Source organism: Pseudopedobacter beijingensis, assembly GCF_042678145.1.
Taxonomy (GTDB): Bacteria; Bacteroidota; Bacteroidia; order Sphingobacteriales; family Sphingobacteriaceae; genus Pseudopedobacter; species Pseudopedobacter beijingensis.
The window spans coordinates 22,065-38,697 of sequence record NZ_JBHUDG010000047.1 but is presented as its reverse complement, the minus strand read 5'-3'; the positions used below and the strand labels follow the sequence as shown (position 1 = coordinate 38,697).

Annotated in this window: 16 protein-coding genes; 13 read left to right on the top strand and 3 right to left on the bottom strand. The window is 34.4% G+C overall.

What is annotated here, in order from left to right; genetic code table 11:
- Position 1 precedes the first annotated feature (1 nt).
- The 4 genes from ACFSAH_RS16215 (at position 2) to ACFSAH_RS16200 (ending at position 4,069) form a co-directional block, all read left to right on the top strand.
- A complete protein-coding gene (locus tag ACFSAH_RS16215; RefSeq protein ID WP_379663787.1) occupies positions 2-1,291 on the top strand; it encodes a glycerate kinase type-2 family protein in 1,290 nt (429 codons plus the stop codon).
- Between the two features lie 12 nt (positions 1,292-1,303).
- Positions 1,304-2,470 carry a Kelch repeat-containing protein gene (locus ACFSAH_RS16210; RefSeq protein WP_379663786.1) on the top strand — a complete coding sequence of 389 codons (1,167 nt, stop codon included), beginning with the start codon at positions 1,304-1,306 and terminating at the stop codon, positions 2,468-2,470.
- 12 nt (positions 2,471-2,482) lie between these two features.
- Entirely contained in the window at positions 2,483-3,724 is a 1,242-nt protein-coding gene (locus ACFSAH_RS16205; protein WP_379663785.1) for an MFS transporter, read from the top strand.
- A gap of 168 nt (positions 3,725-3,892) precedes the next feature.
- On the top strand, positions 3,893-4,069 hold the full coding sequence (locus ACFSAH_RS16200) for a histone H1 (RefSeq protein WP_379663784.1): 177 nt from the start codon (positions 3,893-3,895) through the stop codon (positions 4,067-4,069).
- Between the two features lie 170 nt (positions 4,070-4,239).
- Here ACFSAH_RS16200 and ACFSAH_RS16195 read toward each other — a convergent pair whose 3' ends face one another.
- On the bottom strand, positions 4,240-4,734 hold the full coding sequence (locus ACFSAH_RS16195) for a YajQ family cyclic di-GMP-binding protein (RefSeq protein ID WP_379663783.1): 495 nt from the start codon (positions 4,732-4,734) through the stop codon (positions 4,240-4,242).
- A 64-nt stretch (positions 4,735-4,798) separates the two neighbouring features.
- On the opposite strand from ACFSAH_RS16195, the gene ACFSAH_RS16190 reads away from it, so the two are divergent.
- From ACFSAH_RS16190 to ACFSAH_RS16180, 3 genes are read left to right on the top strand one after another with little or no spacing between them, the layout of a single operon-like run.
- Positions 4,799-5,686 carry a hypothetical protein gene (locus ACFSAH_RS16190; RefSeq protein WP_379663782.1) on the top strand — a complete coding sequence of 296 codons (888 nt, stop codon included), beginning with the start codon at positions 4,799-4,801 and terminating at the stop codon, positions 5,684-5,686.
- A 47-nt stretch (positions 5,687-5,733) separates the two neighbouring features.
- The gene (ppk1, locus tag ACFSAH_RS16185; protein ID WP_379663781.1) at positions 5,734-7,785 is read left to right on the top strand and encodes a polyphosphate kinase 1; all 2,052 of its coding nucleotides are present in this window, start codon (positions 5,734-5,736) and stop codon (positions 7,783-7,785) included.
- On the top strand, positions 7,782-8,654 hold the full coding sequence (locus ACFSAH_RS16180; protein ID WP_379663780.1) for a Ppx/GppA phosphatase family protein: 873 nt from the start codon (positions 7,782-7,784) through the stop codon (positions 8,652-8,654). Before ppk1 ends, ACFSAH_RS16180 begins: the two co-directional genes overlap by 4 nt.
- A 5-nt stretch (positions 8,655-8,659) precedes the next feature.
- Here the strand turns inward: ACFSAH_RS16180 and ACFSAH_RS16175 are convergent, their stop codons facing one another.
- Entirely contained in the window at positions 8,660-9,379 is a 720-nt protein-coding gene (locus tag ACFSAH_RS16175; RefSeq protein ID WP_379663779.1) for a hypothetical protein, read from the bottom strand.
- 60 nt (positions 9,380-9,439) lie between these two features.
- On the bottom strand, positions 9,440-9,790 hold the full coding sequence (locus ACFSAH_RS16170; RefSeq protein WP_379663778.1) for an arsenate reductase: 351 nt from the start codon (positions 9,788-9,790) through the stop codon (positions 9,440-9,442).
- A gap of 436 nt (positions 9,791-10,226) precedes the next feature.
- Between ACFSAH_RS16170 and ACFSAH_RS16165 the strand changes: the two genes are divergently transcribed.
- From ACFSAH_RS16165 to ACFSAH_RS16140, 6 genes are all read left to right on the top strand, one after another.
- On the top strand, positions 10,227-10,985 hold the full coding sequence (locus tag ACFSAH_RS16165; protein WP_379663777.1) for a DUF3891 family protein: 759 nt from the start codon (positions 10,227-10,229) through the stop codon (positions 10,983-10,985).
- A 68-nt stretch (positions 10,986-11,053) separates the two neighbouring features.
- A complete protein-coding gene (ligA, locus tag ACFSAH_RS16160; RefSeq protein WP_379663776.1) occupies positions 11,054-13,069 on the top strand; it encodes an NAD-dependent DNA ligase LigA in 2,016 nt (671 codons plus the stop codon).
- A gap of 50 nt (positions 13,070-13,119) precedes the next feature.
- Complete coding sequence (locus ACFSAH_RS16155) at positions 13,120-13,647, top strand: DUF6913 domain-containing protein (protein ID WP_379663775.1); 528 nt, start codon at positions 13,120-13,122, stop codon at positions 13,645-13,647.
- Entirely contained in the window at positions 13,644-14,522 is an 879-nt protein-coding gene (dapA, locus tag ACFSAH_RS16150; RefSeq protein WP_379663774.1) for a 4-hydroxy-tetrahydrodipicolinate synthase, read from the top strand. The genes ACFSAH_RS16155 and dapA overlap by 4 nt, the downstream gene beginning before the upstream one ends.
- A gap of 239 nt (positions 14,523-14,761) precedes the next feature.
- The gene (locus ACFSAH_RS16145) at positions 14,762-15,916 is read left to right on the top strand and encodes an MFS transporter (protein WP_379663773.1); all 1,155 of its coding nucleotides are present in this window, start codon (positions 14,762-14,764) and stop codon (positions 15,914-15,916) included.
- A 122-nt stretch (positions 15,917-16,038) separates the two neighbouring features.
- Positions 16,039-16,500, top strand: coding sequence for a DsrE family protein (locus tag ACFSAH_RS16140; RefSeq protein ID WP_379663772.1), 462 nt, complete (start codon positions 16,039-16,041; stop codon positions 16,498-16,500).
- Positions 16,501-16,633: the final 133 nt, after the last annotated feature.

Below are 16,633 nucleotides of genomic sequence, written 5' to 3'. Positions count from 1 at the left end.
GGTGAGAGAAAAAGCAGAAGATATTTTCAGGGCCGGTATACAGGCTGTACAACCACAGGAAATAATGCCGCAATGGATTCAGAAAAGAGATAACGCATTATTTGTAAAAGGAGAGAAAATAGATTTAGATACTATCGGGCATGTCTATTTGATAGGGGCAGGAAAAGCTGCGGCAGCAATGGCACAGGTTTTAGAAGATATTTTGGGGGATGCTTTGACTTCAGGAATTATCGCAGTAAAGTACGGACATGTTTTGCCTTTAAAGAAAATAAAGATACTTCAAGCAGCACATCCGGTTCCTGATGAAAATAGTGTTGCAGCAGTTAATGAAATACTGAAATTTGCAGAAAAGACTACAGAAAAAGATCTTGTTTTCTTTTTGTTATCAGGAGGAGCATCGTCTATATTAACAGATTTTCCTGATGGGTCTAACTTAGGCGAAATAAGAGAATTATTTGAAAATCTTTTACAATGCGGAGCAAACATAAATGAGATAAACTGTGTGCGAAAGCAGCTCTCTAAGATAAAAGGCGGTGGATTGGCAAAAGCTATTTATCCCTCAAGGCTTATATCTTTCATTATTTCCGATGTTCCTAATAACGATATATCAACTATAGGCTCAGGTTTAACAGTGCCGAAGCTTTATTCCCATGATTCTGCAAAAGATATTTTAAAAAAATATCAGATATACGATGAATTAAGCGAAAATCTAAAGAGATCTATAGATGTAGGGAAACAGAAAACAGAAGAAGCGGTATTTACAAAGACAGTCAATTACATTATTGCAGACAACGAAATGGCAGTAAATGCAGCAGCCGGGAAAGCGGAAGATTTGGGTTATAAAGTTATTATCCAGAGCGAAGTAATGGAAGGTCTGGCTGTAGATGTAGCAGAAAAAATAACACAGAAAGCTAATAGTATAAAAGCAGATAATCCTGTTTGCTTTATTTATGGAGGGGAAACAACAGTAGAAGTGAATAATAAACAGGGAATTGGTGGACGTTCACAACACTTAGCACTGGCAGCTTTGTTAAATATAGACAAGGATAAACAAATAACATTGTTAGCTGGTGGAACTGATGGAGGAGACGGCCCTACAAATGTCGCCGGAGCAATTATAGACAACAGTACCGTTGAAAATGCAGCGCAAAAGAATGTTAATCCTAAAGACTTCCTGGCACAGAATAATTCCTGTCATTTCTTTAAAGAAACAGGCGGACATATTAATACAGGCCCAACAAATACCAATGTAATGGATTTGGTAATAGTTCTTGTGGACAATCCCTGTTAAGATGATATAATTATGAAATCTTTTAAATACAGCATTTTTACTTTACTATATATAATGACGATGCACTTTAATACAGTAGTAGCTCAAACAGAATCTCCATGCACCATAGAATGGGAAATTGCCACAATTTTACCCTCTCTTTCTAATGGGGAGAAACAGTTGGGATTAGCAGGGCCAATAGCAGGCGTTCATAAAGATTTGTTAATAATTGGTGGCGGGGCTAATTTCCCGGATAAAATGCCCTGGTTTGGCGGAAAGAAAAAATACTACGATGATATTTTTGTATTTACCAAGAATGAAAAGGGAGAGATAACAAGTTATGGCGAAATATATAAACTGCCATTTCCTATTGCCTATGGTGCATCTTGCAGCACTTCCCGCGGGATAGTTTACGCAGGAGGAGAAAATGAGCAGGGATTAAGCGATAAAGTTTTATTGATACAATGGAATGAGGAAATAAAGAAAGTTGAGGTTAAAAATCTGCCGGAATTACCTTTTGTAGTAGCAAATGCTTCAATTACATCCGTTGGGAATATTGTATATATTGCCGGTGGCGAGTTGTCCAATACGGTTTCCGATACCTTTATGGCGTTAGACCTCGATAATCTTTCTAAAGGCTGGCAAAGTATGCCAACATTGCCATTGAAAGTTTCACATTCGGTAATGGTTTCACAGTCGAACGGAATAAATGATTGTATCTATATAGTGGGTGGTAGAAAAAGAAACTCTAGAAATTTAACCACTTTTTATTCCTCTGTTTTCCAGTTCGACCTGAAAACGAATCTGTGGTCTCAAAAAGCAGATATTCCTTATCCGCTTTCTGCCGGTACAGGTGTTGCAGTAAATGGTAAATCAATACTTTTATTTGGAGGAGATAAAGGAGTAACTTTTCATAAAGCAGAGTCTTTAATTGTGTCAATAAATAATGAAACAGATTTGCTGAAAAAGGAAAAGTTAAATCAGGAAAAAATTGCTGTACAAACTAATCATCCCGGTTTTAGTAAATCAGTATTAGAATACAGTACTCAGGAAAATACCTGGACTACATTCAATGTAATTTCCTTTAATGTTCCGGTAACAACAACCGCTGTGGTTTGGGGAAATAATGTAATTATCCCCACCGGAGAAATCAAAGCAGGAATACGGACACCTAATATTTTATTGGGGCATTTAAATTAATATAATAAGTATATGAAACACTCCAGATATTATCCGTGGATATTGGTTGCCCTTTTATGGGTAGTTGCTTTGCTGAATTATCTTGACCGCCAGATGCTTTCAACCATGCGTCCATCAATGCAGGTTGATATTTTAGAATTACAATACGCGACAAATTTTGGGCGCTTAATGGCTATTTTTCTTTGGATATACGGGTTTATGAGTCCAGTTTCTGGAATTATTTCTGATAAATTCAATAGAAAATGGATTATTGTAGGAAGTTTATTTGTATGGTCTCTAGTTACTTATAGTATGGGCTATGCTACTACGTTTAATCAATTGTACATATTACGAGGGTTAATGGGGGTAAGTGAAGCACTTTATATTCCTGCGGGATTGTCTTTGATTGCAGATTTTCATACCTCTAAGACTAGATCCTTAGCAATCGGTATTCATATGACAGGTTTATATATGGGGCAGGCATTGGGAGGTTTTGGTGCCACGGTAGCACATCAGTTTTCTTGGCAACAAGCTTTTCATGTGTTTGGGCTAGTTGGAATTGTTTATTCTGCTGTGTTGGTTTTCTTTTTACAGGATAAAAAAATATTGACAGAAAAAACCGATACTGAACCTGTAAATGGTAAAGAATCTATTTTTAAAGGATTAAGTATTTTATTTACCAATATTTCTTTCTGGATTATTCTGTTTTATTTTACAGTACCAAGTTTACCGGGATGGGCAACTAAAAATTGGTTGCCTACACTTTTTGCCGAAAATCTAAATATAGACATGTCTGCTGCGGGACCTATTTCAACTATTACGATTGCGGTATCTTCATTTCTGGGAGTTATTTTTGGAGGTATATTGTCAGATAGATGGGTGCAAATAAATCTTAAAGGCAGGGTGTATACCAGTGCTATTGGTATAGGATTGACTATTCCTTCGCTACTATTAATAGGTTTTGGAGGATCATTGATACATATTGTCAGTGCTGCATTTTGTTTTGGTTTTGGATATGGAATGGCTGATGCTAACAATATGCCTATTCTTTGTCAGTTCGTTGCATCTAAATATAGAGCAACGGCTTATGGTATTATGAATATGACTGGTGTTTTTGCTGGAGCATTTATAACTGACTTTTTAGGGAAATCGACTGATGCAGGTAATTTAGGTAAAGATTTTGCGATGTTAGCAGGTATTGTCTTAATCGCCTTAGTAATTCAGTTAGTATTTTTAAAACCTATATCCAATGATTTTGAGACAAAAATTAAATGATTTATAAGTACAAGAAAAGTGATTTGAACTGTTTAAATCTTAAAAATGTGGAAAAAAAGTAAGTATATGCTTGTTAAATAGCTGCTTATAAGTTTTTTTTTATCGAAAAACATGATACATTAGCTATATAATTAAATTATTAACCAAAATCAATAAAGGAGTCTTAAAATGGAACATTTTCAAAAGTTGAAAGGTTTGATCTCTGATTTAGAGGCAGACGCAGAAAAATTCTACAAAAAAGGAAACAGCGCAGCAGGTACGCGATTAAGAAAAGGCATGCAAGAGGCCAAAACTATGGCTCAGTCTATACGTTTGGCAGTTCAGGACACAAAGAACTCTAAGTAACTGAAAAGCTAAAACAAGTCTGCTAATAAATAATTAGCAGACTTGTTTAAAATATCCTTTCTCATAAAATCTCTACCAATAGAATTAAATTGTTTCTCTAAAAATCTGACTTTTACTTTTCTATATTTTAGAATAAACTTAGATCAGTAAGTCTGATTTGTATCAGGAACTTAATTTCTCATATTAATAAACTGTAAGGGCTGACCAAAATCTTCTGTTCTGCATAACTGTATAACAGATTGTAAATCGTCAATTTTTTTACCCTGTACTCGCACCTGATCATCCATAATTGAGGCCTGTACCTTTAATGCGGAGTCTTTAATCTTTTTTACAATCTTTTTAGCTACTTCTTTGTCAATACCTTCTTTTACCAAAATATCTTTTCTGAGCATATTTCCAGAAATGCTATATTGCTGTTTTTCTAAACTTAGCGCGTTAGGATCCAGATGTTGTTTCATCATTCTGGAAATAATGGAATCTATAATGGCTTTTAAACGCATATCATTTTCTGTTATAATAGTCAATGAATTGGTTTTTTTGTCCAATTCAATGGAACTTTTAGAATCATGAAAGTCATATCTATTCAATATTTCCTTTTTAGCGTTATTTATAGCGTTGTCAAGAGTCTGACCGTCTATTTTACTTACAATGTCAAAAGATGGCATAATTTTTAATTTGATTATTTGATATATTAAAGATAGCTTTAAATAAACCAAGATAAAAAATACTATGAAAGCAAAGAAAAGCAAAAAAGTGGACAAAAAAGTCCAAAAAAAAGCGAAAGGTACGTTAGCCAAAGGCCTTAGAGAAAAAATGTTTGATTTTGTGAAAAGTTTGGGACATGACGCAGAAGAGATAGGGAAAGAGTTAGGGAAAGCAAGTAAGCTATTGGCTAAAAAACTTACTAACGATTTAAAATCTGCCACTGGTACTGTAGAGAAAAAAGGTAAGAAATTAAAGAAAACTGCTAATAAAAAAGAAAAAGAACTAAAAAAAGCAGCAGCCAAAATAGTGAAAAAGGTAGAAACAGATACAAAAAAGGCAGCTACACAGGTAGAAAAAAAGGTTGTTAAGCCGGTAAAAAAATCTGTTGTAAAAGCAGTTGATAAAGTAGAAGAAAAAAAGACAGAGTTAGTAAAAGCTATACAAAAAAAAGAGCCAACTATTAAAAAAGCTGTAGCTGATACTAAATCTACGGTAGCTAATAAAGCAAATCAGTTAGAGAAAAAGGTAGCTTCTGTTGTCAAAAAAGTAGCTCCTGCTAAACCGTCTCCTTCAAAAACAACATCTGTAAAGTCGGTAAATGCTAAACCGGTAGCCGTAAAACCATCATCACCCAAACCTGCTCAGGCAAAGACTAGTACAGCTCCAAAAACATCACAGGCAACGACTGATAAAAAAGTAACAGCTCCAGCAGTGAAGAAAGAAGTGCCAGCAAAAGCACCAGCAGTAAAAAGAGTGGCACCTGCAAAACCGGCTGCGGTAAAACCAAAAACAATTAATACTTCTAAGGCTATACCAAAACCAGCGGCAGACAGTAAGTCTGTAGATAAAATCAATGCTGTTTCTACTCCTGAGGTAAATAAAGATGATAAAAAGGAAACATTAACGAAATAATGGTTTAGTAATTTAGCTGTTTCTAGAAGGCTTGATAAGCCAGTAATATGGGAGGCAACAGAATACCGTTATTAAATAGAGAAATTAGCTGGTTATATTTTAATGCCAGAGTGTTGCAGGAAGCAGCAGACAAAAGTGTGCCCTTAATAGAGCGAATACGTTTTTTAGCTATATTTTCGTCCAATTTGGATGAGTTTTATAGAGTGAGGGTGGCTACTTTAAACCGTTTAACAAATATTGTTAGTAAAACAAAGTCAGAGTTGGGATACAATCCCAAAAAGATTCTTGACGAAATTAAGACGATAGTTGTAAGGCAGGAAAAAAAATTCAACCTACTTTACGAAGGAATCATCAAGGAGTTGACGGTTAACAAAATATTTATTATTAACGAAAAACAACTTAACGTAGGACGGGGGACTTTTGTGAAAGAATACTTTCAGGACAAAGTACTTTCAACAATAGTTCCCCTTATGTTTTCAGAAAAACAACCATTTCCAGAGTTAAAAGATCAGTTGCTTTATTTCTTTATCAGACTTAAAAAAGAAAATACTTTAGATCAGTATGCACTAATAGAAATACCTCAGACCTTAAAAAGGTTTTTGATTTTACCTCAAACGAATGATCTTAAATATATCATATTACTAGATGATATTATACGTTACAATCTGGATCAGATATTTTTTGCATTTGATTTTGATGAAATAGAAAGTTATGCTATTCAGGTAACTCGTGATGCGGAAATAGATTTGGATAAAGTGGTTAGCGAAAAATTTATAGAAGCACTTACTAAAAGTTTACAGAAACGGCAAAAGGGAAAACCTATGCGTTTATTGTATGATGAGGAAATGTCTAAAGATATGCTTCAGGTAATTATAAATAATCTGGGGTTAAGTAGTGATAGTCTTATTCCGGGTAGCAGGTACTTGAATTTTAGAGATTTCAAAGATTTTCCAAATGTTGGTGGAGATACACTGGAATATCGGAAAATAGAACCTTTACCCGTAAAGGGATTAACTTATAAAAACAGTATTATAGAACGCATCAAAACAAAAGATTTTCTGATAAATTTGCCCTATCAATCTTTTGATTACATTATACATTTTTTGCGTGAAGCAGCTATAGATCCGAAAGTTACCGAAATACAGATTACACTTTATCGTTTAGCAGAAAACTCTAAAGTTATTAATGCATTAATTAATGCTTCAAAAAACGGTAAAAAAGTTTTTTGTCTGGTAGAATTGAAAGCTCGTTTTGATGAGCAGGCTAATATTTATTGGGCTAAAAAATTAGAGGAGGAAGGGGTTATTGTAAGTCACGGCTTATTAGATTATAAAGTCCATAGTAAAATATGCTTGGTTACCAGAATAGAAAATGGCGAGAAAATGTTTTATGCCAATCTGGCAACGGGAAATTTTAATGAAGCTACTTCAAAAATTTATTGTGACCATAGTTTGTTTACGGCTAATAAAAAAATAACAAGAGAACTTAGTAAACTTTTTAAATCAGTAGTTGCCAATAAATTATCTTCCGGATATCAATACCTGATTGTATCTCCGTACGAAACCAGAACAAAATTGTTCCAGTTTATAGATGAAGAAATAAAGCAGATGAAAAAAGGGAAAGAAGCATACATGATTCTGAAAATGAATTCACTGGCGGATGAAAAAACAATACATAAATTGTATGAAGCAAGTTGTGCTGGTGTAAAAATAAAGTTGATTATCAGAGGAATGTGCTGTCTGATTCCACAAATACAAGGTGTGAGTGAAAACATAGAAGTTATTTCTATTGTAGATAAATATTTAGAACATGCCAGGGTATGGATATTTGGAAATGGAGGTAAAGAAAAGATATATTTGCTGTCGGCAGATTTGATGACCAGAAACCTGGATCATCGGATAGAAGTAGGATTTCCTATCCTGTCTAAAAATATCAAAAAGGAAATAAGAGATATTATTAACATCCAACTTGAGGATAATGTGAAAGCAAGGGAGATTAATTCTTCCAATAATAATAAGTATAGAAGAAACAGGTTGTCAAAAAAAGTAAGGTCACAATTTGAAACCTATCAATACTTGAAATCTAAAATCAGTAATTGAAATACGCAGCAATAGATATCGGTTCAAATGCAATAAGATTGTTAATTGCCGAAGTGAAAAACGAACATCATATCAGATCATATAAAAAAACAATTCTTATACGCGTACCCCTGCGTTTGGGAAATGATTCTTTTGGAAAAAAGAAAATATCAAAACCTAAAGCTGAAGATTTTTTTAGGACCATGCAGGCATTTAAAAACCTAATGGAGGTTTATAAAGTAGAGGAGTATATGGCTTGCGCTACATCTGCCATGAGAGAAGCAAAAAACGGACAGGAGATAATAGATAAAGTAAACAAGAAGCTGGATATGAACATAGAGATAGTGGAAGGAGGAAAAGAAGCTTCTATTATATATGCCAGTCATTTTGAAGAATACCTGGATAAAAGTAAAAGTTATTTATATATAGACGTAGGAGGAGGTAGCACCGAACTTTCTCTGTTTTCAAATGGAGCAATAAGGCAATCTAAATCTTTTGATATAGGCACCATACGGATTTTAGATAAGCAGGATAAAGCAGCTACCTGGGATGATATGAGAAGTTGGGTGTTTAGAAATACGAAGAACCTGAAGCTAAGTGCCATTGGTACGGGTGGAAATATTAATAAACTGTACCGATTGTCTGAAACCCAAGAAGGGGAAGCCATGACTTACGAAAATCTGGAGCATATAGCCGATTATTTAAAGTCCTTTACTCTTGAACAACGTATTGATGTAGTGGGGCTAAATAAAGACAGGGCAGATGTTATTATTCCTGCGAGTGATATTTTTCTATCGGTTATGAAATGGGCAGAAATAGAAGATATTTATGTTCCTCGTTTAGGAATGGTAGACGGAATTATCCAAACTCTAATGGATAAGCATTTGTAGATTACCTACCTCATTCCACCAAAAGAAGTTCTTGGTAATGAAGGATAAATACGGGCTTCGGCCGGGAGTTTAATGTATTCATTGTAAGAGGTTACAATATAATTTCTGAGTTCGAAGTCGTTCATGGCAGATACTTGAGAGTAAGTAGGTCTGTAATAAGACATAAAATCCTCTAATAGTTGTCCTCTAATCTTAGTCAGTTCAGTAACCAGTTGACGGTTGAATTTTTGGTCTATGGCTTTTTCGTTTAACTCACTGTCCATAAACTTTTGAAAAGCCCGTTTTTGTTTTGCTTGTGTACTAAAAGCGTTATAAAGGCTAACTCCACCATCTTTAGATAAAATGTTGGTAGCGGCAGAAGAGTAAGCAGAGGAGTATACCTGTTTTAAATCTTCGGCTTTACCTTGTGCAGTAACAACAACTTGATCTAGTACTATAATAGCAGGTCTAAGCAAAACCATTTTAGGAGTAAGGTCTTCTACAATTAAAGTATCGCTCAAATAACCCGGACACGAGAAAACAATAAGGTCACCAATTTCTGCCTTTACAGAAAAATCTCCTTTTTGTTTAGAATGTTCACCTTCTTTTTGGGTTAGGTTATTCACAAAAACAAGATTTAGCTTGTTTCTGGTATCGGCATCAAAGGCAGTACCATTTAACGCTGTTTGAGCTTTGCTAAACAACGGAACAAATAATAGTAGTGCAAAAAGAAGTCTGATACTCATAATTTCAAAAATCTAATAATGAAATCAATAAATCAAGCCGTTAACATTATTTAACGCAACTTATTTAAAAGTTGTTTCAAATAAAGCTTCGTCAAAGCCAATTGTATTACCTTTTTTACTTTCTATAACAGGTCTTTTAATAGAGCTGGTATGTTTTTGCATTAAAGCAATAGCAGAATCCTGATCTTTAACCAAATTCTTTTCAGCCTCATCAAGATTTCGCCAGGTAGTGCCTTTTTTATTCAATACGTTTTCCCAGCCAAATTCAGCACACCATTTTTCAAGAAGAGACTTATCAGTACCTAGTTTTTTAAAATCGTGGAAATCTTCTTCAATATTATTCTCTTTTAACCATGTTCTTGCTTTTTTAACAGAGTTACAGTTAGGAATACCAAAAATTTTGACTTTCATAATCTCATATTGTTGAATAAGCAAATTTACGCATTATCTTTTTTAGAGCCTATACTTATTAAACAGGAAGGGAAATATAAATTAACATTATATGTTTTATGAAGAAAGTACCTGTAATTTGGGACTCTAAGAATTATTGAAGAGTAGTAAAATAGAAACAAATACCTGTTCATTTTAATAAATATTGGGTTGTTTTAGAAAAAATAGATATCTTTCGGTAAATACCTAAGTGAATGATATACAGTTATTAGTAGAAATATGTAAATATTCTATGCTTTTATTTTTCTATTTGTTTAAAATATTGTTGATTTTTGTGGTTTATTTTAATCATCTGTCTTCTGAAGGCGAAGAACTTTGACTGTTAAACGAAGAGTTATTCGTTTTTTGAAAAATATATTGAGTTAGTAATTAAATATTTTGGGAATATTTGTTGGATATGATTGTTAGAGAATCAAAAGATGCGTTTACACTTATTACACAACACGATCATGCAACCATTTCAGGCGAGTTCTTTTTACATTTTAAAAAGGACTTTATCAGCGCAGAGCATTATGAATCTTTGAGTTTTGCCATATTTCAACATGATAGGGCTTGGTTGGTACCAGATGCAGCACCTATCTGGAACGATTATTTGAAAAGACCATACGATTTTACAGATTATCCTGAAGAGCTTAAGGTTTATTTTTATAAGCATGGTATAGAACAGGTAGATCGGGTGAATTCATATTCTGCATTATTGTGTAGCCTTCATTATTCTTCTTTTTTTAAGAATGCATTAAGTGAAGCAGGGCGGTCTTTTTACCAAAGAGAGGTTCAAAGACAAAAACACTTGATGCATAAGCTGAAAATAAAAAACGAATTTATTCAATACCAATTGCAGGTACTTAAATTTTGTGATGATTTATCATTATATGTTTGTTTAAACAGACCCGGAGTACCTAAATCAGAAGAAATATCCATGTTTAAAAAAGGTTTTGAAAATTCAGAGCTGTTTAATGATAAAGCAGATGCCAAAATTATAGCATCTTTCTCTGACCGGAATGCTTTGCAGTTCAATTATTCGCCCTTTGTAGAAAAATTTGACATTAAGATCCCGTCTAAGGTGATGTTAAAAGCAGATATAGAAAAATTTGGATTACTAAACGTCTATCAAGGCTTACCCCTAACTTATACCACCCTAAAAATCAATAAATAGTAAGAAAAATAATCGGGCAAGAGGCGTAGGAGTTTCAAATTTATCTCCAAAATAGTATCTTCGCTCACATGTCGCTTTTCGAGATTAAGGATAAAATAGATTCGTTAGTTGCCGAGTTAAATCAGCATAATTATAACTATTATCAGTTGGCCATGCCAACAATTTCAGATTTTGATTTTGACCAGAAACTGAAAGAACTCGAAAAGCTGGAACAACAACACCCTGAGTTTCTTCGTAAGGATTCACCTACCCAAAAAGTAGGGGGAGAAATAACCAAAACATTTAAAACTGTTAAACATAAGTGGCCCATGTTATCTTTGGGGAATACTTATAATGAACAGGATCTTATCGATTTTGATCAGCGTGTCAGAAAAATAATAGGTGACGACTTTGAATATGTATGTGAGTTAAAGTTTGATGGGCTTTCTATGAGCCTGACCTATGAAAATGGTGATTTGCTAAGGGCGGTAACCAGAGGTGATGGTACCAAAGGTGACGATGTAACTACAAACGTAAAAACCATACGCACCATTCCGCATAAAATAGAAAAGAATAACCCGCTATCTTCTTTTGAAATACGTGGCGAAATATTTATGCATAAAGCAGCTTTTGAAAAATTGAATCAGGAGCGTATCGATAATGAAGAGGCTCCGTTTGCAAACCCGAGGAACTTTGCATCAGGAACTATTAAAATGCAAAATTCAGCAGAGGTTTCCCGTAGACCGTTAGATTGTTATTTATATTTCCTTTATGCAGAGCATAATCCTTTTAAAACACATTGGGAGAGCTTGCAGGCGGTAAAAAGTTGGGGTTTTAAGATATCTGAAGAAAGTAAGCTTTGTACCAACATCAATCAGGTACTAGAGTTTATAAAAGTGTGGGATCAGAAACGTTTTGGCCTTACTTACGATATTGATGGAATTGTTATTAAAGTAAATAGTTATGCCCAACAGCAAGAGCTTGGTTTTACAGCCAAATCTCCACGCTGGGCAATCAGCTATAAATTTAAAGCAGAAGAAGTAGAAACCGTTCTGGAAAAGGTAACCTATCAGGTGGGCAGAACAGGGGCGGTAACCCCGGTAGCCAATCTAAAACCTGTGTTTTTAGCAGGGACTACTGTAAAAAGGGCAACCTTACATAATGCCAATGAGATAGAAAGATTAGACCTATACGAAGGAGATACAGTTGTAGTGGAGAAAGGTGGCGAGATTATTCCTAAAGTCATGAGGGTGAATCTGGATAAAAGACAAACCGGAGCTAAAAAAATATATTATATTAATAACTGTCCGGAGTGTGGTACCGAATTGGTACGTGTAGAAGGAGAAGCTGTACATTATTGTCCGAACGATGAATCATGCCGTCCACAGATTATAGGTAGGATACAGCATTTTATAAGTCGTAAAGCAATGAATATAGATGGTGTAGGGGACGAAACTATAGAAACTTTATATAGCAGAGGCTTTATCCATAAAATAAGCGATTTATATCAATTATCTGTTCACGAAAGTGAGCTGAAACAAATGGAGCGTTTTGGAGAAAAATCTATCAATAATATGTTGATGGGGATACAACAATCCAAACAGATGCCATTTGAAAAAGTTCTTTTTGGTTTAGGAATCAGATATGTTGGCGAAACAGTAGCTAAAAAACTGGCTTATCATTTCAAAAATATAGACAATCTGATGAACGCAAATTTTGATCAATTGATAGAGGCGGAAGAAATAGGCGAGCGTATAGCTAATAGTTTATTAAGCTATTTTTCAGATCAAAAACATGTTGAGGAGATAAAAAGATTAATTGATGAAGGTTTACAGTTTGAAATTGAAGAAAAGGAAGTAATTTTACAGAGCGAAAAATTATTGGGTAAAACTTTTTTGATTTCGGGAGTATTCGAAGGGCATAGCCGGGACGAGCTGAAAACAATTATAGAAGATAATGGAGGGAAGATGTTAAGCAGTATATCTTCAAAATTAGATTATCTGGTTGCTGGGGATAATATGGGACCTTCTAAATTGGAGAAGGCAACCAAATTGAATATCCCGATGATTAATGAACAGCAGCTATTTGAATTGTTAGGGCAATAAAAATAAAAAAGTATTGTTTTAGACTAAACAGAATCTGAAAGTTAGGTAAGATGTTAAATTACATGAGATTACGTTCCGGATTTGCAGGGCTAAAGCAGGAATTGAAGAAGGTAAGAAGAAAAAAAAGGACCGTTTCTTTAAACGATGCCGAAAATATTGGCATATTAGTACCCATAAAAAACGAAAAAGAACTTTCAGAAGTTATGCAATTTGCAAATACATTGGAAGTAATAGATAAGAAAGTAAGGTTGCTGGGCTTTCTTTTAGACGATTCGTTGAGGGATAAAGTGGATAAAAATATTCACGTTATTTCCAAAGAAGATATAAAGTGGAATTATATTCCAAACACAGAAAAAATCAGGGAATTTATCAATAATGAATTTGATATCCTGATCCATCTTTGTACAGAGTTATGTTTTCCATTACTTTATACAGCAGCCATGTCAAAATCGGTATTTAAAGTAGCAGCTTACGATAACAGAAGAATGCCCTTTTTCGATTTAATGATAGAAACAAACGAAGAAAGTATAACTGGTTTTTCTCGCCAGATAAGATATTATTTAGATAAAATAAAATGAGCAGATTTTTGGGGACCGGTGTAGCGCTGATTACACCTTTTCACAGTGACGGCAGTATAGATTTTGAAGCACTGTCTGTTACCATAGAACATTTAATTAACGGAAAAATAGAATATATAGTAGTTTTAGGAACTACTGCAGAATCTGCAACATTATCTAAGAGCGAAAAAAAACAGATATTCCATTTCGTAAGCGAAAAAGTAAACCAAAGAGTACCTTTAGTAGCAGGTATTGGAGGGAATAATACTGCTGAAATAGTAGAAGAAGTAGCTCAGTTTGATGTAAATGGATACGAAGCTATATTATCTGTATCTCCATACTATAATAAACCAACACAAGAAGGTATTTATCAGCATTACAAAGCAATAGCTCAGGCATCCAAGTTACCTATTATTCTGTACAATGTACCGGGTAGGACAGGTATGAGTATGACTGCTGAAACCACATTGAGGTTAGCTCGTGAATTCAAAAATATTATAGCAACCAAAGAAGCATCAGGTAGTTTTGACCAGTTTAATGCTATCATGGCCGGAAAACCAGAAGGATTTGAGTTAATCTCAGGAGATGATCCGGTGACTTTACCTATGGTGGCTTTAGGGGCTATTGGTGTAATATCGGTAATAGGTAATGCATTCCCTGCTCAATTCTCAGAAATGGTGCGATTAAGCTTGAAAGGTGATTACGCTGCAGCCCGTCCTGTGCACAATAGCTTTATAGAAATAATAAGATTGTGCTTTGTTGACAGTAATCCTTGTGGAGTTAAAGCCATTATGCAGGAGTTAGGTTTAATTAAAGATAACGTTCGTTTACCTTTAACACCCGTTACTGATGCAACGCGTGATAAAATAAAAGCAGAAGTAAATAAATTAAAATAAGCTATACAGCACAGAAGTTTGCTGTTCTAAAATAACAACGTTTTTTATACTCCCTTTCTGGATCACTCAGAAAGGGATTTTTTGTGTCACTAAAAAATTAAATCACCTATCAGTTCGCGCAAAACCAATAAACTTATTACAAACGGAACAGGCAAAAATTGTTACTTTCGTAGGTCTCTATGAAAAAGTTCCTGCAACTCTATATTAATTCTTATAGCGGTTTGTCCAAATCAGCGTGGATGCTAGCATTTATTATGCTGATTAACAGAAGCGGGGCTATGGTAATTCCTTTTTTAGGAGTTTACATGACTCAATCGTTGCATTTTACTTTAAATCAAACAGGGGTTGTATTAAGCTGTTTTGGAGTAGGGGCGGTTTGTGGTTCATGGTTGGGGGGCTGGTTAACAGATAAAGTAGGACAATTTTATATACAGTTTTTCTGTTTATTGTTATGTGTACCTGTGTATTGTGTGTTACCCTTGCTAACCACACCAGTTACCTTAGCCGTAGGTGTATTTGTGCAAAGTTTAGTGTCAGAAACCTTTAGACCCGCAAATTCAGTTTCTATAGCTTCTTATACGAAACCAGAGAACATAACCAAGGCTTTTTCTCTAAATCGTATGGCTATGAACCTCGGGTTCTCCATAGGTCCGGCATTAGGGGGCTTTCTGGCAGCATTTTCTTATCATTGGTTGTTTTACGGTAATGCCATATCCTGTGGTTTGGCAGGAATTATGTTTTATTTATTTTTTAAAGACAAAGCACCAAGAAAACTAGCCTCACACCAGAAAATTAAAGATAAAAATAAAGGAATATCGCCATGGAAAGATTCCCGCTTTTTACTCTTTAGTATACTGTGCTGTTTGTATAGTGTTTGTTTTTTTCAACTCTTAAATACACTTCCGCTTTTTTACCGGGAAGTACATCATTTAAGCGAATGGGATATAGGACTTATTCTTGCCTTTAGTGGTTTGGTCGTTTTTAGTCTGGAAATGTTACTGGTGCATTTGGCAGAAAGAAAACTTACAGCATCTGCAATTATTATATTGGGTACCCTTATCTGCGGTATTTCCTATAGTATGTTAGTATTGCCGGGTAAATTTTTGTTATTATATACTTCAATATTTCTGCTATGTATATCAGAAATATTGGCCATGCCTTTTATGGCTACTATTACCATGCGCAGAGCTCCAGAAAACAGACAAGGAGCTTACATGGGATTAAATGCGCTGTCTTTTTCTGCTGCTCATGTTTTGTCTCCATTATTAGGTACAAGAGTAGCTAATGATTATGGATTTAATACCTTATGGATACTTATAGGCGGAATTACTTTATTAACATCAGTTGGTTTCTGGTGGGTAATCAAAAAGCTGAAAGCCCCGGTAGATAATTGAAATAGGTGAAATAAGGACAAAAAATAATTTTTATATTAGTGCAGTAGCTCACTGTATAAAAAACAACTCCTTTTTCTGGATGTATTACGGTGAGTCTATACAAGTTTTATACCTTTATTATTATGACTAAATATACCATTGCTCTTATAACCTTTAGTTTTTTAACTGCTCCAAATTTACATGCACAAGAAAATAAGACTCCTATTTATGCAGGCGCAAAAGCTACAGAAAAACATTACAATGTAGTTTATCAATTAAATTCAGGAGAACAGAAAAAAATAGAAGGCACCTTAAAAAATATTGGAAATGCATTAAATGATCCACGTTTAAAAGGAAAAGTTTCTATAGAATTAGTAGTACATAGCGGTGGTGTAGAAGTATTTAAGCAAACCAATAGTAATTTATATAAAGACAAATTGCTTTCCTTACAAAAACAAGGTGTTTTATTGGTGATGTGTGAAAATACTTTGAAAGAGAGAAATGTCCAAAAGAAAGAGCTGATGCCATTTATCAGCTATACTCCAAGTGCAAATGGAGAGCTCATTATTTTACAACAGCAAGGTTGGGGAATTATACATCCTTAGAAAATCCCATATCCAGTTAACAGCTGGGTAAGCTTTTTAGGTAATGATGGATACATTGCCTAACTTTACACCTAGTACCACTATTATTGCCACCAATAAAATAACTAGAAAACTTAACCCTATTTAAAAGGAA

Excerpts from the sequence above, each read along its gene's own strand:
- ppk1 (WP_379663781.1), top strand. The coding sequence starts at position 5,734 with ATGGGAGGCAACAGAATACCGTTATTAAATAGAGAAATTAGCTGGTTA.
- ACFSAH_RS16210 (WP_379663786.1), top strand. The coding sequence starts at position 1,304 with ATGAAATCTTTTAAATACAGCATTTTTACTTTACTATATATAATGACG.
- ACFSAH_RS16205 (WP_379663785.1), top strand. The coding sequence starts at position 2,483 with ATGAAACACTCCAGATATTATCCGTGGATATTGGTTGCCCTTTTATGG.
- ACFSAH_RS16155 (WP_379663775.1), top strand. The coding sequence starts at position 13,120 with ATGTTAAATTACATGAGATTACGTTCCGGATTTGCAGGGCTAAAGCAG.
- ACFSAH_RS16190 (WP_379663782.1), top strand. The coding sequence starts at position 4,799 with ATGAAAGCAAAGAAAAGCAAAAAAGTGGACAAAAAAGTCCAAAAAAAA.
- ACFSAH_RS16200 (WP_379663784.1), top strand. The coding sequence starts at position 3,893 with ATGGAACATTTTCAAAAGTTGAAAGGTTTGATCTCTGATTTAGAGGCA.
- ACFSAH_RS16145 (WP_379663773.1), top strand. The coding sequence starts at position 14,762 with ATGCTAGCATTTATTATGCTGATTAACAGAAGCGGGGCTATGGTAATT.
- ACFSAH_RS16175 (WP_379663779.1), bottom strand. The coding sequence starts at position 9,379 with ATGAGTATCAGACTTCTTTTTGCACTACTATTATTTGTTCCGTTGTTT.
- ACFSAH_RS16140 (WP_379663772.1), top strand. The coding sequence starts at position 16,039 with ATGACTAAATATACCATTGCTCTTATAACCTTTAGTTTTTTAACTGCT.
- ACFSAH_RS16165 (WP_379663777.1), top strand. The coding sequence starts at position 10,227 with ATGATTGTTAGAGAATCAAAAGATGCGTTTACACTTATTACACAACAC.
- ACFSAH_RS16195 (WP_379663783.1), bottom strand. The coding sequence starts at position 4,734 with ATGCCATCTTTTGACATTGTAAGTAAAATAGACGGTCAGACTCTTGAC.
- dapA (WP_379663774.1), top strand. The coding sequence starts at position 13,644 with ATGAGCAGATTTTTGGGGACCGGTGTAGCGCTGATTACACCTTTTCAC.
- ACFSAH_RS16170 (WP_379663778.1), bottom strand. The coding sequence starts at position 9,790 with ATGAAAGTCAAAATTTTTGGTATTCCTAACTGTAACTCTGTTAAAAAA.
- ligA (WP_379663776.1), top strand. The coding sequence starts at position 11,054 with ATGTCGCTTTTCGAGATTAAGGATAAAATAGATTCGTTAGTTGCCGAG.